Here is a 24,299-nt window from a genome sequence, read left to right as displayed (position 1 = left end):
TTTATATAAAATGAAATTATACCACATCGCCCTTTTCTTAGTCTGTTCACTATTATTTGTTAAGGTTACTGCTCAAAATGATAAAATGGCCAAAGTAAAGGGCGGTGTTTTTTTACCGCTCTATGGAACAGCAGACCAACTGGTAAAAGTTGACCCATTTTTGATGGATGTATATCCTGTTACAAATGAAGAATATTTAAAATTTGTAAAGGAAAATCCAAAATGGAAAAAAAGCAACGTTATAAGCCTGTTTGCAGATAAAAGCTATCTTAATAAATGGGAAAATGATGTTACTTATAGTGGTCTTGCTAATGCTCCAATAACAAGTGTTTCTTGGTTTGCAGCAAAAAAATATTGCGAATGCCAAGGAAAGCGGTTACCAACAGTTGACGAATGGGAGTTTGCCGCTATGGCAAATGAAGATGTTCCGGACGCTAGAAGAATTGAATCTTATAATCAATATATTTTAAGTTGGTACGAGACTCCTAAAACCTATGTAAATCCAATAGGAGAATCTTATAAAAACTATTATGGAATTTACGATTTACACGGCTTAGTATGGGAGTGGACACAAGATTTTAATACAGTTCTTATTTCGGGAGAATCACGAAAAGATCAGGATAAAGACTCTAATCTTTTCTGCGGAAGTGCAGCTATTGGCGCTTCAGATTTAATGAATTATGCTGCGTTTATGCGTTATGCTTTTCGCGGAAGTATGAAAGCGCGTTACAGCTCACAAAACCTCGGATTTAGATGTGTTAAGGATATAGAAGAATAAGCTCTAACCTCTTAATTCATCATTATAAAAATTAAAAATGATTATGAAAAACTTAAAATATATTTTAATTGCAATTTCACTTGTTGCAATGTCCTGTAATAATGCAGTTAAAGATTCTGAAGATATTTCTGAAAACAATACCGAAGAATCTAAGAGTAATGTTATTTCAGATATGTCTATCTATAACCTTCCTTCCCATTGGACAACGCAAGACGGCGCAGACATTGAACTGAAAGAGCTAGAAGGAAAAGTATTGGCAATGGTTATGATATATACCTCGTGTCAAGCTGCTTGCCCAAGGTTGGTTGCCGATATGAGAAATATTGAAAAACAAATTCCTAATGATAAAAAGGATGATGTTCAATATGTATTTGTAAGTATAGATCCAGAAACTGATACTCCTGAGCGTTTAAAAGCTTTCGCAAAAGAAAACCAGATGGAAGATGACAAATGGCTTTTCCTACGTGGTAGCGAAGAAGATACCCGTGAATTTGCTGCAGTATTAGCAGTTAATTACAAACAAATTTCCCCTATAGATTTTTCGCACTCAAATATTATAAGTGTTTTTAATCAAGGGGGTGAACTTGTGCATCAACAAGAAGGTCTTGGGGTAGACAACAAAGAAACTATCCAAGCTATAATTGAATTAGCGAGGTAGTAATTTTCAAAAGAAGAAACCAGAAATTTTAAGTGCGTCGGCAAGTAGATTTACCTACTTCTGTTATTCTTTATCTGAATTTGTATTGTTATTATGGTCACCACTGCCTTTACCTCTAAGAACAAAGTTGAGTACAATGGCGGCCATAACAACACATAATACTGCAAAGAAAATGATGATTGCGGTACCCATTCCCCAGTTAGCTAATGGTAAGATTGAATTTGTCATTGCTTAAATATTTTTTTGGTTATTGATTAGTTTATTTTCTGATAGCGTTGGCGCACAGTCTATATTTGAATCTACGGTTTCTGTCATTGGTTTTGGTGAAATATAGGGTATTCCTATGCCTAATCCTCTAACGATAAATAGACATCCTATAATTACTACCAACACTGGAATTGCTTTACGAATTCGTTGGCGCACTTGCCCATTTAAAAAATTGCCAAGGTATATAGCAGAAGTCATTAGCGGGATTGTACCCAGTCCAAACATTGCCATATACAAACTCCCTTGAAGCGGATTTCCTGAGGCGATTGCTCCGAAAACAGCCATATACACCAACCCACAAGGTAAAAAGCCATTTAAAAACCCAATGGTTAAAAACGTATCAGGGGTTTTCTTTTTTAATTCTTTCCCTAATGCAGATTTTACTTTTGAAACAGCTTTATAAATAGGTTTTGAAAAGTTGTATTTATTAAAGGTTTTTATGGGAATGAAGATAACAGCAATCATTAATACTCCAATCAAAATTGAAAGCTGTTGCTGAAACCCAAATAAGTTTAAACTTTTTCCTACTAGCCCAAAAACCAATCCTATAATACTATAAGCTAGTATCCTTCCAAAGTGATACAAAAAAATCTGACCAATTTTCTTGAAGTTATTAGTTCTATCTACAGGTAACAAAAATGCAATAGGGCCGCACATTCCAACGCAGTGGAAACTACCTAATAATCCAAATAAAAGTGCGGTGTATAACATTTTAAGAACCCAATTCTAAGTTTATAAATCAATTTCGGTAAGGTTTTCTATTTAAAAATCAATCCTTACTAATAAATAATTTCATCTTTAAACAGATAATCTTCACCATCGATACTCCAGTGAACAATAGTGTTCCATCGGCCTCCTACCAACTTTTCATCCGGAATAAGTAAGGTTGAACTCGATAATTTTAATGGCATCTCGAAATCTAATTTCTTGTTAGAAGGTCTATACATCAATACTGTTCCAGAAACCTTTGAATAATCAACTTCCTCTGGAAAGGTAATCAACCATCCTTCAGCTGTTCTTTTGCCTTTAACTTTAGACTTTAAAGAATGTGAATTGGTTTGATCGTCCATTTCTTTTTGAAAAACCAATTCTTTTTGATAGTAATCTTCAGTTACTAAATCAAAATCGTATTTATCTTGAGTACTTATTTTTATAACGAAAAACAGTATGAATGATATAAAAAGTACCATCCCAATCACCAATCCTGTACCCCAATTTATCTTCATTACGATTATTATTTAATGATTAATTCTATATTTCAATTTCCTTTTCTAATAAAAGAACTATTTATAACTACGCGGACCTAAGAATGTAACGCTTGTAGTTTCTATCAATTTGTCACCACTATACACTTCAATCACCGCACGGTTTTTATCACCACTTAAGGCTGAGCCATTAATTTCGATAAACAGTGTTCCTTCAGCTAAATCTTGAGCAGGAACTATAATTTCACCCTGTTTTACACTCTTGATTTCACCTTTAGGAGATTTCAGTTTAAATTGAATGTCTTCAATATCTCTTGTGGTTTTGTTTAACAATTTATACGTAAATACATTGCTGATGATATTGTTGTCTTTATGCTCATACAACTGTCCTGGCAGTCTTAATATATTCGCTTCTACATCACTTCTTAAGAACAACATCCCTGTAAGAACACCAATAAGAATTACTAAAACAGCTGTATATCCTTTTAGTCTCGGTGTGAATTTAAAAGGAGCTTTCTTTTCAATATTTTCTTCACTAGCATATCTAATTAGTCCTTTTGGTAGGTTAACTGCTTCCATCATACTGTCGCAAGCATCCATACAAGCAGTACAGTTCACACATTCGAGCTGAGTACCGTTACGGATGTCAATTCCAGTTGGGCATACATGAACACATTGAAAACAGTCTATACAATCACCTTTTCCAGAAGCGGCACGATCTTCATTTTTTCTGAATTTTGCACGGCCTTTTTCCTTTTCCCCACGCTTGTGGTCGTAGGCTACTACTATAGACTTGTTATCTAATAACACACCTTGAAGTCTTCCATACGGACAAGCAATAATACAAACCTGTTCACGGAACCAAGCGAATATAAAATAGAAAACACCTGTGAAAATTAATAGCGAAATTAGGGTACTTAAATGTTCAAAAGGTCCTTCAAAGATGTATTGTATTAATCGATCGCTTCCTATCAGATAGGCTAAAAATATGTTGGCTATTAAGAATGAAATAATAAAAAATATAGTCCACTTTAATACTCGTTTTCTAATTTTTTCAGCATCCCACTTTTGTTTATCCAAACGAATTTGAGCTCCTCTATCGCCATCAATCCAGTATTCAATTCTGCGGAAAACCATTTCCATAAAAATAGTTTGTGGGCAAATCCACCCACAAAATATTCGTCCAAAAGCAGCTGTAAATAACAGGATAAAAACTACCCCAATTACCATCATTATAACAAACAGGTAAAAGTCCTGTGGCCAAAACGGAAATCCAAAAATATTAAAGCGTCGCTCTAAAACATTAAATAGTAAAAACTGGTTGCCATTTATTTTTATAAACGGGGCAGTAAAAAGAAATGCAAGTAAAACATAACTTACATACTTTCTGTAATCGTAATACTTACCGGAAGGTTTTTTAGGATACACCCAAGCTCTTTTCCCTTCTTCATTCATCGTTCCGATGCTATCTCTAAAGCTCTCGTTTTCTGGAGTTTCCAATGGTGTTATATTTTGATGTGAAACGTAATATTGATACTAACAACTTAGAGAATAGTTTAAAACCAACTCTAAGTTATTAGCTATTGAAACAGGGTGAATCTCTATTTAAACTTCAGTATTATCTGCTGTTTCATTTTCTTCAACGGCTTCTTCTGAAGCGTTTTCGTCCTTCCAAATTTCCCCTTCAGCTTCTTTTCCATCTGCTGGATTAGTACCGTGAAGTGTCATTACATAACTCGATACTTGGGCAATTTCACTAGGTTTTAAATCTGTTTTCCAGGCAATCATCCCTTTTCCTGCTCTACCTCCTTCGCTAATGGTATTGTAGATATTCTTAATTCCTCCACCTAAAATCCAGTAATCGTCTGTTAGGTTTGGACCAATACCTCCACCTCCACTGTCTTTATGACAAGCCACACAGTTATCGGTGTAAATAGCTTTACCTGCAGCAAGATCTGAAGGTGAATCTAAAAACTCTACTGTACTAGCATCGATAAGGTCTTTGTTGTTTTCTTTATATTTAGCGATATCTATTTTAGCCTGTGCTATTTCAGTTTCAAGTTCATCAATTTGATTCGGACCATCAAATATTTCATAATAAACTAGATATACCCCCGCAAAAACAATTGTTGCATAGAACAAGTATTTCCACCATGGCGGAAGGTTATTGTCCAACTCTCGAATACCATCGTAGTTATGGTCTAACACTATCTCCTGCTCTGCTTCTATAGGCTTAGAATCGAGCATTTCTTTATACTTTTTCTTAATCCAACCGAATTGGTTTTCTTCCAAAGTTGCATATCGCTTTTTAGCATCATCATCAAGCCCTGTATAAAGAACACGTTGCAAAGCAGCTGCAACTATTTCGAATGCAACAGCAAAGAAAAACACCACGCCTAAAACAGCCCAGATAATTGGATATTTTACGATTGCCCATTCCTCTCCAGAATCTACTATAAACTCTAGTAGGAAAAAGGCGAGAATCATAAAGCCTATGACTCTTAAATATGACATTACGGTTTTCATAGTATTTGGTCGTTTTGGTTATTAGTATCGTCTTCCAATGGAATATTACTCACTTCAGTAATGTGCTCTTTCTTAGCTGTAATCACCCAATAAAAGAGCCCAACAAAGAAGAAAAAGAATATTAACAGTGATATCAATGGATATATTTGAACATCGTCTATGTTCTCTAGGTTTCCTTTTACAAATTTCAACATAACTAGTCGTTTAATGCCGATGCATCTTCGGCGTTTTGTACTTTAATATCTGTTCCTAATCGTTGTAGATAAGCAATTATCGCTACAATTTCTCGGTCTTTCATCTCAATAAATTCTTCCCCGTTTTCTTGAGCGTACTTTTTATCTGCTTCGTATGATGAAGCAAAATCTGGGTCGCTATAAAGGTTCTTTTCTATTTGAGTTCCTTGTTCAGTCATCCATTCTTGCGCTCTTGCTATTTCTTCATCTGTATATGGAACACCTATTTTAGATAATGCACGCATTTTAGATTCGGTATCAGATTTATCTAATTCTGATGTAATCAACCATTTATACGAAGGCATAATAGATCCTGATGAAGTACTCTGCGGGTCGTACATGTGGTTTAAGTGCCAGTTATCAGAATACTTACCTCCTACTCTGTGAAGGTCTGGCCCTGTACGCTTACTTCCCCAAAGGAATGGATGATCGTAAACAAATTCACCAGATTTTGAATATTCACCATAACGTTCTACTTCACTTCTAAATGGTCTAATCATTTGCGTATGGCAGTTCACACAACCTTCGCGGATGTAAATGTCACGACCTTCTAATTCTAAAGGTGTATACGGTTTTACACTTGAGATTGCCGGAACATAATCGTCCACCATTAACGAAGGAATAATTTGCACCATTCCACCAATTAAAATTGCAATGGTTGCATAAATCGTTAATTTAATTGGGCGACGCTCCAACCAAGTGTGCCATCCTTCACCTGAAGTTTGTCTTTTAGTAACTGGAGTTAATGGAGCAGCTTCAGCAAGTTCGTCTGTAACTTTACTACCTTTTCTGGCAGTCATTATAATATTGTAAAGCAAAATAAAAGCACCTGTAATATATAAGCTACCACCTATTGCTCTCATCCAATACATAGGCATGATTTGGGTAACTGTTTCAAGGAAGTTACCGTAAGTAAGCGTTCCATCTGGGTTAAACTGGTTCCACATAGAAGCTTGCATAAATCCAGCTACATACATAGGTAACGCATACATAATGATACCTAAAGTACCTATCCAGAAATGTGCGTTTGCCAATTGAACTGAGAATAGTTTTGTTTTAAATAGTCGTGGTACCAACCAATAAATCATACCAAAGGCTAAGAAACCATTCCACGCTAGTGCACCTACGTGAACGTGCGCTACAATCCAATCAGTAAAGTGAGCAATAGCATTCACGTTTTTAAGTGAAAGCATTGGCCCTTCAAAAGTCGCCATCCCGTAACCGGTAATTGCCACAACCATAAATTTAAGTACAGGATCAACACGTACTTTATCCCAAGCACCACGCAAGGTTAGAAGTCCGTTAATCATACCTCCCCAAGATGGAGCAAGTAGCATTACAGAGAATGCAACTCCTAGGTTTTGCGCCCATTCTGGAAGTGAAGTGTACAATAAATGGTGAGGTCCTGCCCATATATAAATAAAAATTAAAGACCAGAAGTGAACAATAGAAAGTCTATATGAATACACTGGTCTATTTGCAGCTTTAGGAACAAAGTAGTACATCAGTCCAAGGAAAGGTGTAGTTAAGAAAAACGCTACTGCGTTGTGACCATACCACCATTGTACCAGGGCGTCTTGCACTCCAGAATACATTGAATAACTCTTTAATGCTGTTACAGGAATTGCCATACTATTTACAATATGCAATACTGCCACAGTTACCCATGTTCCTAGATAGAACCAAAGCGCAACGTACAAGTGACGTTGACGTCTTTTTACCATGGTCATAATCAAGTTTACACCAAAAGCCACCCAAATTATTGCAATTGCAACATCAATTGGCCACTCTAGCTCTGCGTATTCTTTTGAAGTGGTGTAACCTAATGGTAACGTAATAGCTGCTGCAACTATAATTGCCTGCCATCCCCAAAAATTAAGGTTACTTAAAAAATCGCTCCACATTCTAGCTTTTAGCAAACGTTGAGAGGAATAATAAACCCCTGCAAAGATTGCATTTCCTACGAAAGCGAAAATCACGGCATTGGTATGCAATGGTCTTAAACGACCAAAACTTAGCCAAGAAATTCCGTCTGTCATATTCGGAAACATAAACATATAAGCCAGTAGTAAGCCAACGCTCATACCTATGAGCCCCCAAAAAATGGTAGCATAGATAAACTTTTTGACAATCTGATTGTCATAGTAAAACTGTTCTGTTTGCATAATGGTAAAAGAATTATTTATCTGGATTGGTTAAATTTACTTTAGTTTTATTCAGTTTTTTTCCGGCATTATCTCCTGTTAGTTCGGCATTTTCTTTTACAAGCTCATCGTCAAAAAGCATTCGTACAGATGGCGTATAGGTATCGTCGTATTGCCCTTTTCTTACTGAAAATATAAACAGTACAAAAAAGATAATCGCAACTAAAAGACTGAGCGCCAAGAGCATGTAAATTATCGTCATTTCTTAAATATTAAATTCAAAAATATTATCACAATCATCACCAAAACATGACAATCGTCAGCTTTTCTTATTTATACTCATTCTTAATTTCTTACCTATAGATTGAGTGGTAACGGTTGTAAACACCACCACACTAATAGAGCTTAAAGGCATCAAAATAGCAGCAACAACGGGAAGTAAATGTCCGGTTACTGCAAATGAAATTCCTATAAGATTGTAAAACAAGGAAAGTACAAAAGCCCATTTGATTACTTGTACCCCTTTCTTAGAAAAGTTGAGATAGTCTGGAATTTTATCGAATTTAGACGCATCTAGTATTCCATCACAAGCGGGTGAAAAAACGTTGGTATTTTCGGATATTACAAAGCCAACATCACTCTGTTTTAACGCCCCGGCATCATTCAATCCATCGCCAATCATTAACACTCGTTTGCCTTCTTGTTGTAATGATTTTATAAAATTTAATTTATCGTTCGGTTTTTGGTTGAAATATAACTTAACACCTTGCGGCAACATTGCTTCCAAACGTTCACGTTCACCTTCATTATCCCCTGAAAGAACAATCACTTCTTTATCCTTCCCTATTTGCTCAAATACATCGGCTACTCCAGTTCTATATTCACTATTAAAAACATAGCACCCTTTATAGACTTTGTTTGCGCTTATATGAACAGTAGTTTTATTTTTAATCTCGTCTATAGAATCGCTAGAATCTCCGACAAATTCATAAGAACCTACTTTTATAGAATTGTCATTATACGAGGCTGAAATCCCCTTCCCTACTTCTTCTTCAAATTCATCTAAGGTTTGAATATCGTTTTTATCTAAAATGCTGTATAGGGAACGACTTAAGGGGTGACTAGAAGCTCGAAGTGTACTTGTAAGTAATTTTTGTTCTTCTTCGGTGAGTGCTACACCTTCATAGGTGATTAAGTTTTTTTGATTGGTAGTTAGCGTACCGGTTTTATCGAATACTACGGTATCCAACTTTGCCATTTGTTCAATTACTGAAGCTTCTTTTAAATACAGTTTTTCTCTTCCGAAGATACGCAGCACATTTCCTAGTGTAAATGGTGCAGCCAGAGCAATAGCACAAGGACAAGCTACAATTAGTACAGCAGTGAACACATTAAATGCTTTTGAAGGATCTACAACCATCCAGAAAATTGTTGCAATAAATGCAATAGTCAACAGCGTTACTGTAAAGCGTTTACTTATACTGTCTGTAAGCGATTCGAAAACTCCTGTTCTATCCTTGCTAAAAACATCGTTACTCCACAATTGCGTTAAGTAGCTTTGAGAAACAGGTTTTAAAACCTCAACTTCAATAATTCCTGCCTGTTGTTTTCCTCCAGCGAAAAGCTTGTCGCCACTTTGTTTGGAAATTGGTTCAGCTTCACCCGTAACAAAACTGTAATCGATTAAGGCATTTCCTTTTATCAAAATGGCATCTACAGGGATAATTTCATTGTTTCTAATCAACAAGCGATCGCCTTTTTCAACTTTATAAACTTCGGCTTGTTCTTCAACGGTATTACCTTCAGGGTTTTTAAACAGTCGGGTAACTGCTATTGGAAAATACGATTTGTAATCGCGTTCAAAGGAAAGATAGCTGTAGGTTTTTTGCTGAAAGAATTTCCCAAGTAATAAAAAGAAAAGAAGTCCTGCCAAGCTATCGAAAAAACCAGTTCCCCAGTCCATTACAATATCTATAGTACTTCTAATAAAAAGCACGGCGACACCCAGGGCAATGGGTACATCGATATTAAGGATTTTAGAACGAAGTCCTTTATAAGCTGAAATAAAATATCCGCTTGCAGAGTAAAAAACTACTGGAAGCGAGAAGGCAAACATCAACCATCGAAAGAAGGGTTTGAATTTGTCTAACCAAAATTCAGATCCTTCAAAATATTCTGGAAGTGAAAGGAACATTATATTTCCAAATGCAAATCCAGCCACTGTTAGTTTAAAAATTAAACTGCGGTCTACATTTTTATCTTTTTTATCCGAATCGTCTAAAGAGATATAAGGTTCATAGCCAATTCGGCTTAATAAAATTACTAAGTTTTTAAGGGCATCTTCCCCAGAAGAGAAAGAAATTCGAACTGTTTTTTCAGGGAAATTAACCTGAGATGAAGTTACTGAAGGACTGAGTTTATTTAAATTTTCCAGTATCCAGATACAGCTACTACAGTGTATTGAAGGAATTACAAATGAGACAATTTGCATTTTACCATCGTTAAATTCTAGTAGTTTTTCAACAATGGTTTGGTTGTCTAAAAAATCGAATTTTCCCGCGATTTCGTTGGGAGAAATTCCTGGATTTTTTTCAATATCGTAATAGTAACCTAAATCGCTATCGTGTAGAATGTCGTAAACCGTCTTACATCCGTGGCAACAAAAGGACTTTTCGTCGTGTGTGATCACGTCGTCGCGACACTCATCGCCACAGTGGAAACAGTTAACCATTAGGGTAAAATTTTCGCATTAATTTAAGGGCAAATATCGCAAAGCCTCATATCTATATAAATGATAATTATCAGCTTTATAATTAAAGCTTGCTATATATAATCATTCAATTTAAATTGATTTAGGTAGAAAGATAAAAACTTTTAATTTGATTGAAAAATAAAATCCCTACGGCTATTGGAAAAAGACAACTTAAAATGGCGAGTAAAATGTAATAGTTCTGAAAAAAAGGTAGGCCTAGCCAAAATGCAAAAGCTTTATAAAATATTAAAGCCTCTGTAGTGATAAAAGCCACTAAGAAAAACCACAAGAAGCTTTTAGGAATATTAAGCAGACGGAAATAATTTAAAAAGGCGAGCATCAAAGGAATTACAATCCCTAGAAAAACTAGGTGTAAATAGCCGATTACAAAATCCTTAAGCCGATAAGCCAAATCTGCCATATAAGGAAAAGCAGAAAAGAACTGCATGAATACTTTTACAACTAGCAAAACTCCTGCAATTTTAAAAAGCAACAGACCTCGACGAGAAAAACTTTTAATTAAGAAACTCCACTGCTTTTTAAGAAGTATATACAACTCATAAAAGGCTAGAATTTGCGCAACAGCACCAATTAAGCCCAACACATAAATAATTTTAGGCGGTTCAAACCAAAGTACTGATAGAAATAAGGTAAATATCACAGCAAAATTCAGGAGAAAGAATACTGATTTTAACTGTTCTGCTTTAAAAACAACTGATTTTTCTTCAAGTATATAGAACAAAATCCCTAAAAGCGCTAATATAAACCAACCGTTGTATTGAAAGTGAAGATAGAAATATATAGATGTTTTATACCATATGGATTCTGTGCCTAAGGTAGCCATAACTCCACCGATAGCCCATGGACCTATACTTGAAAACACCAAATACCAAAGGGAAGCTTTTACAAGTTTCCAAGAAAAACGATGCTTAAAATGTTCTGGGATGTTTTTTATCGCAAACCAGGTAAACCAATAGGAAGCAAACAAAAATAGTGTTGAAAATATAATTGAATACAGTGCATAGCCTTGAAAGGGAAAGGTTACAAGCATCCCTAATATGCAGATATTCGTAAATACAAAAATGCGCTTATACAACTTGGATTTTTCTGCTTCGGAAAGGAAAATTTTATAGATTAAAGTTGTTAATCCTAAATAAATCCAACCTAACAAAGCTGTATGAGAATGTGCGTGAAGTATGTACTTAAAATTAAGCTGAACAGGGGTGACAAAGAATAACCGTAACAATACTCCCATTAGAGCTACTAGCAGGAAATAAGCAAGCGCAACGCCAATATGTTTTTTTAAATTTATCAAGCTGTAAAATTAAGAAAAAACAGTTCGGAGTTTGACGTTAAACATTCTTATTTGTCAATCTTCCGAACTGTATTAAAAACAAACTAATTATTTTTCAGTGATAGTTCTATTTTACTAATTTCTCAATTATTTTTTTAATGTCTTTTCCAGTTTTAATGCTTTCGGAAAAAGGATATTATTTTCTAAATGTACGTGTTGGTGTAAGTCTTGTTCAAATTCTTCTAGTTTTGAATAAAACGCTTTATAGGTATTACACGCACCTTGAGGCGGCGTAAAGTTGTTACTTAATTTAGCTATTTTACGCAGAATTTCACCTGCTTCTTCGTGTTCTGCCTCCATCATTTTAATAGGATTTTCAACAGTTCCAAAATGTATTGGAGGAACTTCTGTACCCTCACGTTCTGCTTTTACAAGTTTTTTAATGAATGGGAATAAAATTAATTCTTCTTTCTTCATGTGTGCTGCCAATTCTTGAACCACTTGTTTTACTAAGGATTCTATTTCGGCTAATTCGGTGTAATGATGTCCGTGTACGTGATTTACTCTATGCGAATACTGAAGTAATAAAGGGCTACTTTCTTCCACATAACCGTGATGAACATTTATAATATGATCGGTTAGAAAGTCAAGTTTCCAACTGTTAAAATCTAAAGCTCGGTCTTTTATATTTTCTAAGTTAAGTATTTCTGTTTCTACTAAAACAGGATCAATTTCAGCTTTTTCACATGCTTTTTTGATACTTACCCCTCCACCGCAGCAAAAGTCTATTCCATATTTTTTGAAGACGTGAGCGGCTTTAATATTTTCCGTAACTACATCTGCTACTGTTTTATCTTGAAGTGTTGTCATGGCATTGTTATTTATGTTTATTTAATAAAACAAATTTCAGTAGAATAAAGGGAACAAAGTATGACTTAAATCATAATTATGACAATTTTGTCAGAATATACAAAAAACGCTAAATCTTTTTATATTATTGATAATTAAAGGGTAGTTTTTTACTCCCAGAAGGGATCGTGATAGTCGGGTGTTTTTTTTAAATCGCTATGGATTTCTTCAATTTTAGCAAGTTGAGCTTCTGTTGCAAATTTTTGAATTTCGTTAAAAAGAATTCGTTCTTCAAAACGAATATGAGCATCTAGCTCTTCCTCTAATTTACTGAGTGATTTTTCAGGATCTTTTGTATCATTAAACAAACGTTTAATTCGTCTGTGTTCTTTTAAAGCCCGTTCAATAAGTTCATTTTCTTTATCTAGAATAGGAAAAACGTATTTTTCTTCATCATGAAAATGCGGTGTTATTTCGTGCTTATAAAACCATTTTGCATATTCCTGCATCCGTCCTATTTCAATATTATTTTGAAATCCTTTTCGAATTTTCCAGCTAAACAATAAGCCAAAATGATGTTGCCTACTTAAAGGTTGCAAAGCAATATGACGTTTAATAGGTTTCTTCTTTTCCATAAAATTAAAGGTTTTCTATATATTTATTTTGTTTGCCGCCACATTCTGAACAGCGCTCAATTATTCATTTTTAATTTTAAAACCATACATGCGATTTACCATAAATTTACCAACTTTTACATACTTATCTCGATGGTTTTTAAAATATCTGTTTATCCTTCGGCCGAGAATGGATTATTTAATCGTATTCCTGATAGTCCCAACTAAAAACACAACTTTCATCAACTAATTTTAGTTTAGGCTTTACTTTCGATGTTGAACTAAACAGTGTGAGAAAACGATGAATATAGCTCATTTTAAATTGTTTTTGGATACATTCCTTTAAAGAAATTCAAGAACCCGGTATTAAATGATGACTCTTTTAAAATTGGCTTTTCAATTCAGACACTAATAGCACGCAAGTAAGCTTTCATAGATTTATCTTAAAAGAACGATTTATACAAATCTGGATTCCAATACATAATTAGATAAAACAGACCGAATGCAAAAAATGCAATTAAAAGCGCCCATACCCAAGCAGGTATTGCCTTTGGAGTTTCAGAACCTTTAATAACAAAAAAGTCATTCGTTTCACTTCCGTACGCATTTATAATTAAAGGTACTTGAGTATCTACTGTTTCATTATCCTTAAGGCCTACAACAGAAATTGCGGGACCGTTTCGCACTACAAAAGGAATTTCACGAATGCCTTCAATCCCACTAGAAGACTTAGCTACAATTTTCAAGGTATGTTTTCCATCTGGAATTTTCGTGGTGTCCAAAACAACCTTTACCGGAGGTGCAAAAGATGCGAAAGGTTTAGGGTCTTCATCCAAAAAAACTTTTATAATTCTATTATCTTCCATAGCTTAAAATCCTTCATTTTTAACAATATTCTTGATGTGATCTGGATTGTTTTCCCTTGGTTTTATTAAATATTTGAGACTTAGAAATAAGGTTGCAACCACAATTACAATTCCCACCCAAATAATTATATAGTCTAATGTGCCTGATGGCCCAGCACCATGGGTGATATTTTCAAAACCAGACGGTTGATTTTTTTTACAAACATCACACGCCCAGCTAATTTGGTTTCCTAGAAGAAACAAAACTGCAAAAATTGTTAGTGCCTTTTTCATTATTTATTTATTTAATTCGTTTAAAACATATTCTCTAATCTTCTTAACATCTTCTTCCGATACAGGGGGAGCGTCATTACCCCAACTACTGCGTTCATGAGTTGCTATGGCTGCAATTTCTGCGTCGTTTAATATATCACCAAACGCTTGCATAACACCGTAATCTGGACGAGCATCGTAACCTTGAAGAATTATTTTTATAAGCATTTCGTGATCTTCATCGTTTACAATTTTACTACCTGCTAAAGGAGGAAATGCTCCTGCAATACCTTTTCCGTTGTCTTGGTGACAAGCAGCACAAGTTTGTTTATACAAGTTAGCACCGTCAAGACCACCTCCAGCGGTATTACCACTCATTCCTTCTTCTTGTATTTTTCGAAGTGCTGGGATAAATTCTCCTATATTTTCACCAGGAAGTTCTGTTTGTTTGAGCGATTTTAGATACTCAACCAGCAGTAGAGCATCTTTTGTAGCTACCACTTTTTTTCCGGGTTTATCAAAAAACTCTTTAGGAATAGCTAGAGGCTTTTCATCATTACCAATCATAAAACTATCTACTTCTCTAAAAAGCCAAGGGTAAGAAGGCATTACTGATTCGGAAACCACCGCTCTTGGATTGTATAAATGAAGTAAATGCCAATCTTCACTCGGTTGACGTTTACCAATATTAGTTAAATCTGGGCCTGTACGTTCACTTCCTAATAATGAAGGAGATTGTCGCCAGACATCCATTCGTTTTTTGCTGTAGTAATAATCGGAAGGAATTGAAGGACGATCGCCCCAAACATTATCCATTTCTATATTTCTTACCTGCTGTGTGTGGCAAGCCATACAGTTTTCGGAAACATAAATTTGTAAGCCTCTTTCTTGATTAGCCGTTAATGGTTTTTGATCTGGAATAGGTTCGGTTTCCTGCATTTGAAAAGCAGGAAGTATCGCTATCATTATACTCAATGCTATAAATACGACACCAGCCGTAAGCACTAAATTTTTATGTTCTTTATGAAAATTGAGCATTTCTTTTCTATTTAAACAGTTATTTCTTCTACTAATTTTGACTTAACTTCGGTTCCCACTCTCCGGTAGTTTTTTACCATATAATAGAAATTATAAGCAAAGACTAGATGTGAAAGGAACATTAGTGAACCACCAATGGCTCGCCAAACCCAATAAGGTTTCATAAGTATTACCGATTCAATAAAAGCTTCGCCTTCTATCCAGCTTAACCCTTTATAAGTTCCTCCCGCCATTAGCGAAATCATATAAGCAAAAAGCCCTAAAAACGCTAACCAGAAATGTGCTCCTACCAATACTTGTGGCGGTTCTTTTCCCGTAATTTTTGGCAGAATTGCATAAATACACGCCCACAAGAAAAAGGCTATAATTCCATACATCGTCATATGGCTATGTGCAACATTAAAATCGGTAAAGTGCCAAACGAAATTTGTAAATCTAAAGGCTTGAAGACTCCCTTGCATCGAACCCACGAAATAGAAAATGGTTCCAACCAAAAAGAAAGGCAATACATAACTTTTAGAAATGTGATTCCAACTGCCACGCATAGTCATTAAAAAGTTTGTTGAACCTGCAATTACTGGTATAGCCATACCTGCACTAAAAACAATTGCTACGGTTTGCAACCACCAAGGCAACGGACTAAAAACAAAGTGGTGTGTTCCAATCATGGTGTAAAACAACATTTGTGTCCAAAATGCTAGCACCCCTAAGGAATACGAATAAATAGGTTTGTTAAGGGAAGACGGCAGGTAGTAGTACACCAAACCTAAGGTAAAGGTCATAAACCACATTCCCACACCCTGATGCATATAGTATCCTTGAATAACAGTTTCCCCTAAACCATCTTGATAAAATGGTAAGTACCCTATTACAGACAGTACGATTGTCCAAATTAATGCGGCAAGAATAAACCAGTTTGAAATGTATATTTCGGAGATTTTACGTTTTGCTACCGTTTTATAGAAGTTTATAAATGTGATAATTAATGCAATTGCGAAGAGTAGCATAATTGGCCAAATATATTCTCGGTATTCTCCTCCCCCATTATTTATTCCGGCCATTAAACTTATGCTTCCCAAAATAATTGTGGCGTTAATTAGTCGCCATCCCCACCATGCCATATTATAGCTATGGATTACGGTATTTGAAGTCCGGGCTATTACAAAGTATCCCAAGCCAATCATCCCTAGTGAAGACCATCCCCAGAACACCATATTGGTATGTACAGGACGTAATCTTCCAAATGACAACCAAGCCTGGTTGTCCATTTCTGGCCAAACAAACTTCATTCCTAGGTATTGACCTATTAGGGTTCCTAAAATAAGCCAGACAGCTGCTGCACCTATATAATATATTACTATTTTCTTTAAAGCTTCTGGAGTTTCAATGCTTAGTGTTGTTTTCTTCTTTTCGTCAAAAAAAGCATTACTCGGCTTGTTTTCAATATGATGAATAATACCTTTTTCATCCACTGCATTATCATGTCCACCTAACTCATTCCCAGACAATTTATACTTAAGCGCAGCTTTTCTTTTTTCGAGTATGGAATCAATTTCACTTTCCTCCATAGCAATAATATCATCATTAAAAGCCAACCTATTTTTATCGTGCTGCTTTCGTTTTAATGTATCTATGTAAGAATTCAATTTCACCAATAAAATTATTGCAGCAACCACCATAACAATGGCAATTAAAACGAAAGTGCCTATAATGCCGGGACTCGACATCCAGTTTTCTGTTGAAATACTACTATTTTTTTGCGCTATTGCAAATTGAGGCAGTACTCCTAGAACCAATAATATTAACCAATTCAGTTTTTTCATTTTATATTAAAATTTGTTTTAGAGGTATAGTATAATTCATTTCTTAATTTCTTACCTTTTTATCATAAATAGGAGTAAAAAAATATTTAGCGTTTTAAAAATGACAATCCCACGTCTACTCCATTTGCTAATTCATGCAGGCTGGTAGTTTCCAGCATTTGTTTTAGGTTGTCTCTAATATCAACAAATTTATCATGCATTGGGCACGGTTGAAGTGCATCACAATGATCAAAACCTAGAGCGCACCCCATGTATATTGAATCTCCATCTATCGCTGAAACGATATCGCTCAGTTTAATAGTCTCTGCTTTCCCCTCTGGAATTTCAAAGCCGCCTGTAGGACCTTTTAGGGATTGAAGAATATTATTTTTAGCTAATTGATGTAAAATTTTAGCCGTAAATGCCTCAGGAGAATTAATTCCAGCAGCTATTTCCTTTAAACTTACACGATTACCAATGGCAGATTGTGAAGCAATAAAAACTGATGCTTTAATTCCGTATTGACAGGCTTTTGAAAACATTGTTGATTTTTAGAAATGCAAAGGTATACAAAAATTTAAATTCTGATAAAGCTATCAGAATTTAAATATAATATCTTTTATTTGAATTCGATGTATAGAAAGTTACATCTTTAAAAAAGTTTCGCCACTTCGGATTTTGCTGGCAAGTTCAATAACAGTATTATTTTTACACATACTAGTTAATCCCTCGCGAATCACCAAATATTCATCGTGCACTGGGCAAGGGTTTTCAGATGAACAAAATTGCAAACCTAAGCAACAACCATTAAAAATTTTGTCTCCATCAATACAACTCACAATGTCGGCTAAAGTAAGTTTAGAATCTTTTTCAATATAAAACCCACCTTTAGGCCCCTTTTTGGAAAGTATAATTCCCGAACGTGCCATTTGCTGACATATCTTTGCAGTAAATGGTTCTGGGGAGTCTACTGCTTTGGATATTTCAGTAACATTCGATCTTTTATCTTGTTCAGATTGCTCAGCGATAAAAAGAACCGAACGAATTCCATATTCACACGCCTTGGAAAACATAATTTTTATTATTTCCCCTAATTTAGTGAATATAAACTGATTATTATATAAAAATGTATTAAAAATATTAAATTAAATTCATTTAATTACCTCATTCTTAATGATTAAATCTTTCTCTAGCTTCTCTTTCCAAAGCTTCTCTATGATCTGGGTGAGCAATTGAAATAAGTTCTTTGGCGCGTTGTTCGATACCTTTTCCAAATAAATTAACTACCCCGTACTCTGTAACTACATAATGCACGTGGGCTCGAGTGGTTGTAACACTTGCTCCTTCTTTTAAAAATGGAGTTATTTTTGAAATACCTTTGTTGGTGATAGAAGGCATAGCTATAATAGGCTTCCCTCCTTCCGAGAGTGATGCACCGCGAATAAAATCCATTTGTCCTCCAACTCCAGAATACTGATACATCCCAATACTATCTGCACAAACTTGACCTGTTAAATCAATTTCTATCGCGCTATTAATAGCTGTCACTTTTGGATTGCTTCTAATAATTGCTGTATCATTAGTATATGCAGCTTCTTTGAAGTGGATATTAGGGTTATCGTCTATAAAATCGTACAATTTTTTTGTCCCCATTGCAAAGCACGTAACAATCTTGCCCGTTTTTATTACTTTTTCTTCTCCTGTAATAATCCCTCTTTCAACTAAAGGAAGTATCCCATCGCTAAACATTTCGGTGTGAATTCCTAACCTTTTATGATTGGTTAAGTTATGCAAAACCGCATTAGGTATATTACCTATCCCCATTTGTAAGGTTGCACCGTCTTCCACCAATTCGGCTACATTTCTACCTATAATAGACTCAATTTCAGAAGGCTCGCCTATTGTAGCGGCGTATATCGGGGTGTTTACCTCTACGCCATAATCTATTTTTTTAATATGAATAATCCCGTCTCCATGAGTTCTTGGAACATTCGGGTTAATTAAGGCTACTACGTGTTTTGCAGTTTGAATAGCGGGTAAGGTAACATCAACTGAAACTCCTAGGGAACAATACCCATGTCTGTCTGGAGGAGATACTTGAATAAACGCTACGTCTAAAGGAAGAATACCTCTTCTAAACAGCAAGTGTATTTCACTTAAGAAAACTGGAGTATAATCACCATGCATGGTATTTACTCCTTTGCGAACATTATCGCCTACAAAACAACTATTTAGGCGAAAGGCTTGAGTATAAGGTTCAACGGTGTATTTTGCTTCACCGTGAGTGTGAATTTGAACAATTTCAACGTTTTTAAGTTCGTGGTATCGCTCACATAAAGTGTCTATCAATAAATTAGGCGTCATTGCTGCGCCCTGAAAAAATACGCGATTATTAGATTTTACTATGGATACAGCTTCTTGAGCAGATACAATTTGCATGGTTTTTTATTTTGTTACAAAGATTGATAATGTATTAGATTTTTGAAATGAAATCTGTCAGATTTTTTTTAAAAAAGCTAAGACCGCTTTGCTGTTAGATTAAATCGAGATTACAGTCACTTTAGTTTATCCAATCCGTCTAGATTCTAGACTCTAGATTCTTAGTTCTAAGATGTCCCTACTTAACTTAAGCTTTAACAGTCAAACTATTTACAAGGTCATTTACTATTGAAATACCTTTGTCTTTATTATACCAAACTTGTATAATTTCTTTAAAAGCATCGTCAATTTTTCCGTGCTCCTCTTTATAGTCTGAAACAAGTTTAGTAGCTGCTTTTGAACGCGGACCAAAGGTTTGAAGCACATTCATATCCTCATCAATCATAATTACAATAGGGATAGATTGCGAACCATTAGTAAGAAACTGATTCATCAATTCAAGATTATCATCTCTAAGCACAATTTTTAAATCGATATTATCAGCTTCTTGAGCGATTTTATTTAAGAAAGGAAGTGTTTGCGCTGCATCTCCACACCAAGGTTCGGTGATAACAAGCCAAGTTTGTTTATTAGAAACACTTTTAAATACCTCCATAGCCTCTTCCGAAACCTTTGCAGTTTTATCCAATCTTTTAGTTCGGCTGAAGTTTAGTTTTGTATAATCGACCTTCATTTGGGAAAATTCACCAGTAGTTCTTTCTTCTTCCACCAATTGTTTGAAAAGCATGTTATACTGTGTATAATCCATTGCTTTATTTATCGACTTTTCTAATAATGCTTTCATATTTTTTCGTTTAATGAATGCAAAAATAAGCCTTAGGTAATTAATTAAGAATGATAAATGTCAAATGTTAAGTTTTTAGACGTGAATGGTGATAGTCTAGAGGCTAGATGTTAGATGCTAGACGCTAGACGCTAGATGCTAGATACTAGATGCTGGAAATGAGTGGTGAGAGTCTAGATTCTAGGTTCTTTGTTCTAGATTCTAATTTCGAATTTTGGCTATTCGGTGCTTACTTGCTTTCTCACTATTGCATCAACACAATTAATTCCGTCTATGGCTGCAGAAATTATTCCACCGGCGTAGCCAGCTCCTTCTCCGCAGGGATATAGACCTTTAATTTCAACGTGTTCTAGTGTAATTGGGTCTCTAGGCACGCTAATAGTTGAGGATGTTCGACTTTCGGGTGCGTGTAGTACGGCTTTATTAGTGTAATACCCATTCTTCTTTTTGCCAAATGCAACAAAAGCTTTTTTTAGTTTTTCTGCGAGTAAGGCTGGTAGCACTTCATTTAAATCGGCTGCAACAATACCTGGCTGGTATGATGTTTTTGGGAAATCGGTAGAAACCTTACCTTCTACAAAATCTATCATACGTTGAGCAGGGACTTTTTGGGTTTTACCTCCCGCTTCCCAGCATCGTTTTTCTACATATTTCTGAAAATCTAAGCATACAAATGGATCATCTTTTTTGTAATTAGGTAAGTCTGTCGGTTTTACACTTACCACAATTCCTGAGTTTGCATAAGGGTTATTTCGTTTACTTGGGCTCCAACCATTGGTAACAACTTCGTCTTGCTCGGTGGCACAAGGTGCAATTATTCCGCCTGGGCACATACAAAATGAATATACACCAAAGCCATCTACCTGTTCTACTAAGCTATAACTAGCTGGAGGTAAATAAGGGTTATCGTATTCTTTTTGATATTGAATATGATTTATAAGCGTTTGTTGATGTTCTACACGTACGCCAATCGCGAAACCTTTTGCTTCAATTTTAATGTTTTTATGATGCAGCAAGTAATAAATATCTCTAGCGGAATGTCCTGTTGCCAATATCACATTATCAAACTCAAACCATTTTTCATTATTAATTTGAATAGCCTGTATTGCGGCATCGTTAATCTTAATATCGGTAAGTTTGGAATTAAAATGAACCTCTCCCCCATTTTTTATAATCTCCTCCCGGATTGAAGCGATTATCTTTGGCAGTTTATTAGTTCCTATATGTGGGTGAGCATCTACGAGTATATCTTCATCTGCTCCAAAATGTACAAACCACTCTAATGCTTTAAGCACATTGCCACGTTTTTTACTTCGTGTATAAAGTTTGCCATCGGAATATGTTCCAGCACCACCTTCGCCGAAGCAATAATTACTTTCGGGGTTTACTTTTTGAAGTTTGTTGATAATTGCCAAATCTCTTCTGCGTTCACGTACATCTTTACCGCGTTCGAATACTACAGGTTTAAACCCTGCTTCTACCGATCGTAAAGCTGCATAAAGTCCGGCTGGTCCCGCTCCAATAATTGCTACTTTTTTGGCGTTGTGAACCTTTTGTGGAATATAGGGTGGTATTTGCTCGCGAAGTTCTTCAAGTAACCACAACTCTATTTGAAGGTTTATTTTTATCGGACTATTGCGTGCATCGATAGATCGTTTGCGAATACGCCAATCTCCAATTTCTTTTTTTCGAAGTTTTTCCTTCTTTAAAGCAAGTCCTAAAATAAAATCTAGATCCTCTAGCTGTTGTGGGGAAACCGCAATTTGTACTATTATACTCATGAGCCAAAGGTAAGTGATAATTCGTCAGTTTTTATATGTAAAAATACCTACAAGTAAATTTTTTTTCACAAAGTTTTAAACTTCATTCATTCTGGTTTTAGGGTCTTAGATTTAGGGTTATTTGGGGGTTGTCTTTGGTCGTTGGTCTTTGGACTTTGGTCGTTAGACGTTGGACTTTGGTCTTTGGTCTTTGGTCGTTGGTTTTTGGTTTTTGGTTTTTGGACTTTGGACGTTGGTCTTTGGTCGTTGGTCGTTGGACGGGGGAAATTTGGCTACTGTCTTGGCTCTTGCATCTTGATTGTTGATTCAAATCACTGAGCGTTGGGCATTTTTAGTTTCAGATACTTTAAATACAAGTTTCTAATTATTGAGGTGAAAATTTATAATTTCTTTATTTAAACTTAAAAAGTTTCAACACAATTATAATAGTTTCACGCAATTTGCAACTAGTCATTTTGTATATCAAACCATCTGAAAATTCGTGATATACGCCTAAAGATATACAAAATAACGCATAGAAAAAACTGTATAAAGGCTTATGTATTGGTAGCTGAGTAAAAAATTAGGTGTTTTTCGGGGTATTTTACTAAATTGCGTATATTTACGTGTTGTAACACATCGGATGAGAATGATAAAAACACTGTTTACATAGATGAAAGAAAAACTGACCCAGTACCTAACGGAATATCCATTTTACGTTGGAAGCCTTTTTCTGATTTTGGGAATTTCTTATCTGATTTACAAGATTGCAAAAAAAGAATCCTTTAAAATGAAAGACCATAGTGCAGCAGGTTGGAAAGGACTGATTAACTCTTGGGCATTTGCTATTCTGCTTGTAATAATCGGAATAGCATTAATTTTTCAAAAATAGACGTGTTACAACAATGTATAAAAACAATGCTTAAATCTGTCTCAAATCGAAGGTTCGTGCTCGCTTGCAACGCCCGATTGTCCTGCGGACAATCACGCTCGCCCGCTCGCACTGTTTTTATACGAGACGTTACCTGCAAGTTAAAAATTTAACAGACAACAAATCGACTACAGAATTAAATATGAGTAAGAGATTATATCTGAATTTATTTTTGAGTTTACTCATTTTACTTTTTGGCTATCATTATGCCTCTGGACTGACTGACTTTTGGACAATTAGAATAGTTAATATAATGTCAATCATATTGGCAGGACTTTTTTTAATCAACTTTAAACCAAGTTTACTCCCTAAAAAAGAGAAGTCTACTTTCAAGATTCAATATTTATTTCCAATCATAACAGGGATTATAGGTCTTTTCATATTCAACCATTTTTTTCTTATACTAGCCTATAAATTATTGGACTGGGAATGGATTAGCCAAAGTAATCGAATGAAAACCGAATTAGCTCAATTATCATTTTTGATAGTTATTTTAGGTGTCTTGGAAGAGTTCTATTTCCGTAGAATTATAGCTCAAAAGATATTTAATTCTAAAGGATTTACAAAAGCTTTATGGGTTTCTGCTGTAATTTTTGGACTTGCTCATACCTTAACCGATTCAGGCATACTTCCTACTTTTATTGGCGGACTTGTAATAGGTTACATCTATCTTAATACACATAATATTTGGTTAACTATTTTTACCCATATTACATATAATTTAATTTACTTTTTTGTTACGCCATTTTTAGATAGAAGATTCGCTGATTTAAGTTCATATAGAGTGACTATAATGTTAATGGGATTTGGATTATTCTTAATTTTTGCAACTTATTTGATTTTTAAAAAACAAACTGAATTAAAAACCAGCAGGTAACACTGGCTATAGTTCATTGCTTTTGACTTTCCTATCGGAAAGTCCTCGCAAATTTGCTATCTTCGGTTTACGGCGGAAAATCCTCGCGGATTTTCACGCAACGAAACCATAGCCAAACACGTTGTGTGCAATAACCCTTGCTTGCTAGGTTATTTAAAAAATCAGTAAAGCGCGCGAATTTGGAAGGAAAATAATCAGTATTTTATGGTAGGACTGGTTGCAAACCAGGG

Annotated in this window: 25 protein-coding genes; 4 read left to right on the top strand and 21 right to left on the bottom strand. The window is 35.1% G+C overall.

The genetic code is table 11. The features are described 5' to 3' along the window. Nucleotides 1-10 precede the first annotated feature (10 nt). Both FHP04_RS13105 and FHP04_RS13100 read left to right on the top strand, forming a co-directional pair. Nucleotides 11-778, top strand: a complete 768-nt coding sequence (locus FHP04_RS13105) for a formylglycine-generating enzyme family protein (RefSeq protein ID WP_139856591.1) — start codon at nucleotides 11-13, stop codon at nucleotides 776-778. A 43-nt stretch (nucleotides 779-821) separates the two neighbouring features. After that, nucleotides 822-1,436, top strand: a complete 615-nt coding sequence (locus FHP04_RS13100) for an SCO family protein (protein ID WP_139856590.1) — start codon at nucleotides 822-824, stop codon at nucleotides 1,434-1,436. A gap of 63 nt (nucleotides 1,437-1,499) precedes the next feature. On the opposite strand, the gene FHP04_RS14530 is transcribed toward FHP04_RS13100, so the two are convergent. From FHP04_RS14530 to FHP04_RS13000, 21 genes are all read right to left on the bottom strand, one after another. Then, nucleotides 1,500-1,664 carry a hypothetical protein gene (locus FHP04_RS14530; protein ID WP_158319147.1) on the bottom strand — a complete coding sequence of 55 codons (165 nt, stop codon included), beginning with the start codon at nucleotides 1,662-1,664 and terminating at the stop codon, nucleotides 1,500-1,502. A gap of 3 nt (nucleotides 1,665-1,667) precedes the next feature. Next, nucleotides 1,668-2,414: a sulfite exporter TauE/SafE family protein gene (locus tag FHP04_RS13095; protein ID WP_139856589.1), complete on the bottom strand. Its 747-nt coding sequence runs from the start codon at nucleotides 2,412-2,414 to the stop codon at nucleotides 1,668-1,670. Between the two features lie 68 nt (nucleotides 2,415-2,482). Next, nucleotides 2,483-2,929, bottom strand: coding sequence for a FixH family protein (locus FHP04_RS13090; RefSeq protein WP_139856588.1), 447 nt, complete (start codon nucleotides 2,927-2,929; stop codon nucleotides 2,483-2,485). Between the two features lie 57 nt (nucleotides 2,930-2,986). Next, on the bottom strand, nucleotides 2,987-4,408 hold the full coding sequence (ccoG, locus tag FHP04_RS13085; RefSeq protein ID WP_139856587.1) for a cytochrome c oxidase accessory protein CcoG: 1,422 nt from the start codon (nucleotides 4,406-4,408) through the stop codon (nucleotides 2,987-2,989). Nucleotides 4,409-4,513: 105 nt separating this feature from the next. Continuing rightward, complete coding sequence (locus FHP04_RS13080) at nucleotides 4,514-5,434, bottom strand: cbb3-type cytochrome c oxidase N-terminal domain-containing protein (protein WP_139856586.1); 921 nt, start codon at nucleotides 5,432-5,434, stop codon at nucleotides 4,514-4,516. After that, nucleotides 5,431-5,628, bottom strand: coding sequence for a CcoQ/FixQ family Cbb3-type cytochrome c oxidase assembly chaperone (locus tag FHP04_RS13075; protein WP_139856585.1), 198 nt, complete (start codon nucleotides 5,626-5,628; stop codon nucleotides 5,431-5,433). The genes FHP04_RS13080 and FHP04_RS13075 overlap by 4 nt, the downstream gene beginning before the upstream one ends. A gap of 2 nt (nucleotides 5,629-5,630) precedes the next feature. Continuing rightward, entirely contained in the window at nucleotides 5,631-7,832 is a 2,202-nt protein-coding gene (ccoN, locus tag FHP04_RS13070; RefSeq protein WP_139856584.1) for a cytochrome-c oxidase, cbb3-type subunit I, read from the bottom strand. A gap of 13 nt (nucleotides 7,833-7,845) precedes the next feature. Beyond that, nucleotides 7,846-8,073 carry a cbb3-type cytochrome oxidase assembly protein CcoS gene (gene ccoS, locus FHP04_RS13065; RefSeq protein ID WP_139856583.1) on the bottom strand — a complete coding sequence of 76 codons (228 nt, stop codon included), beginning with the start codon at nucleotides 8,071-8,073 and terminating at the stop codon, nucleotides 7,846-7,848. A gap of 57 nt (nucleotides 8,074-8,130) precedes the next feature. Then, the gene (locus FHP04_RS13060) at nucleotides 8,131-10,542 is read right to left on the bottom strand and encodes a heavy metal translocating P-type ATPase (protein WP_139856582.1); all 2,412 of its coding nucleotides are present in this window, start codon (nucleotides 10,540-10,542) and stop codon (nucleotides 8,131-8,133) included. 121 nt (nucleotides 10,543-10,663) lie between these two features. Further along, entirely contained in the window at nucleotides 10,664-11,878 is a 1,215-nt protein-coding gene (locus tag FHP04_RS13055) for a hypothetical protein (protein WP_246051433.1), read from the bottom strand. Between the two features lie 126 nt (nucleotides 11,879-12,004). Then, nucleotides 12,005-12,727: an iron-sulfur cluster repair di-iron protein gene (ric, locus tag FHP04_RS13050; RefSeq protein ID WP_139856581.1), complete on the bottom strand. Its 723-nt coding sequence runs from the start codon at nucleotides 12,725-12,727 to the stop codon at nucleotides 12,005-12,007. Nucleotides 12,728-12,876: 149 nt separating this feature from the next. Further along, nucleotides 12,877-13,341 carry a hemerythrin domain-containing protein gene (locus FHP04_RS13045; protein ID WP_139856580.1) on the bottom strand — a complete coding sequence of 155 codons (465 nt, stop codon included), beginning with the start codon at nucleotides 13,339-13,341 and terminating at the stop codon, nucleotides 12,877-12,879. Nucleotides 13,342-13,763: 422 nt separating this feature from the next. Then, nucleotides 13,764-14,186 (bottom strand): cytochrome C, encoded by a 423-nt coding sequence (locus tag FHP04_RS13040; protein ID WP_139856579.1) that lies wholly within the window; start codon nucleotides 14,184-14,186, stop codon nucleotides 13,764-13,766. A 3-nt stretch (nucleotides 14,187-14,189) separates the two neighbouring features. Continuing rightward, nucleotides 14,190-14,459: a hypothetical protein gene (locus FHP04_RS13035; RefSeq protein ID WP_139856578.1), complete on the bottom strand. Its 270-nt coding sequence runs from the start codon at nucleotides 14,457-14,459 to the stop codon at nucleotides 14,190-14,192. 3 nt (nucleotides 14,460-14,462) lie between these two features. Continuing rightward, nucleotides 14,463-15,476 carry a cbb3-type cytochrome c oxidase subunit II gene (locus tag FHP04_RS13030; RefSeq protein ID WP_139856577.1) on the bottom strand — a complete coding sequence of 338 codons (1,014 nt, stop codon included), beginning with the start codon at nucleotides 15,474-15,476 and terminating at the stop codon, nucleotides 14,463-14,465. 11 nt (nucleotides 15,477-15,487) lie between these two features. Further along, nucleotides 15,488-17,299 (bottom strand): cbb3-type cytochrome c oxidase subunit I, encoded by a 1,812-nt coding sequence (locus tag FHP04_RS13025; protein ID WP_179951790.1) that lies wholly within the window; start codon nucleotides 17,297-17,299, stop codon nucleotides 15,488-15,490. Between the two features lie 86 nt (nucleotides 17,300-17,385). After that, nucleotides 17,386-17,820, bottom strand: a complete 435-nt coding sequence (locus FHP04_RS13020) for an RrF2 family transcriptional regulator (RefSeq protein ID WP_139856576.1) — start codon at nucleotides 17,818-17,820, stop codon at nucleotides 17,386-17,388. A 102-nt stretch (nucleotides 17,821-17,922) separates the two neighbouring features. Further along, a complete protein-coding gene (locus tag FHP04_RS13015; RefSeq protein ID WP_139856575.1) occupies nucleotides 17,923-18,351 on the bottom strand; it encodes an RrF2 family transcriptional regulator in 429 nt (142 codons plus the stop codon). A gap of 97 nt (nucleotides 18,352-18,448) precedes the next feature. Continuing rightward, on the bottom strand, nucleotides 18,449-19,717 hold the full coding sequence (locus FHP04_RS13010; RefSeq protein ID WP_139856574.1) for an acetyl-CoA hydrolase/transferase family protein: 1,269 nt from the start codon (nucleotides 19,715-19,717) through the stop codon (nucleotides 18,449-18,451). Between the two features lie 187 nt (nucleotides 19,718-19,904). Continuing rightward, nucleotides 19,905-20,501: a thioredoxin family protein gene (locus FHP04_RS13005; protein WP_139856573.1), complete on the bottom strand. Its 597-nt coding sequence runs from the start codon at nucleotides 20,499-20,501 to the stop codon at nucleotides 19,905-19,907. Between the two features lie 218 nt (nucleotides 20,502-20,719). Continuing rightward, nucleotides 20,720-22,282, bottom strand: a complete 1,563-nt coding sequence (locus tag FHP04_RS13000; RefSeq protein ID WP_139856572.1) for an NAD(P)/FAD-dependent oxidoreductase — start codon at nucleotides 22,280-22,282, stop codon at nucleotides 20,720-20,722. Between the two features lie 652 nt (nucleotides 22,283-22,934). On the opposite strand from FHP04_RS13000, the gene FHP04_RS12990 reads away from it, so the two are divergent. Then, nucleotides 22,935-23,153, top strand: coding sequence for a hypothetical protein (locus FHP04_RS12990; protein WP_139856571.1), 219 nt, complete (start codon nucleotides 22,935-22,937; stop codon nucleotides 23,151-23,153). A 181-nt stretch (nucleotides 23,154-23,334) separates the two neighbouring features. Further along, complete coding sequence (locus FHP04_RS12985) at nucleotides 23,335-24,069, top strand: CPBP family intramembrane glutamic endopeptidase (protein WP_139856570.1); 735 nt, start codon at nucleotides 23,335-23,337, stop codon at nucleotides 24,067-24,069. The last annotated feature ends 230 nt before the right edge of the window (nucleotides 24,070-24,299 follow it).

The sequence above is a fragment of the Aequorivita sinensis genome, assembly GCF_006346335.1.
In the GTDB taxonomy this organism is placed as follows: domain Bacteria; phylum Bacteroidota; class Bacteroidia; order Flavobacteriales; family Flavobacteriaceae; genus Aequorivita; species Aequorivita sinensis.
Note: the sequence above shows the minus strand (reverse complement) of the source record. Positions and strands in the feature narration are given on the sequence as shown.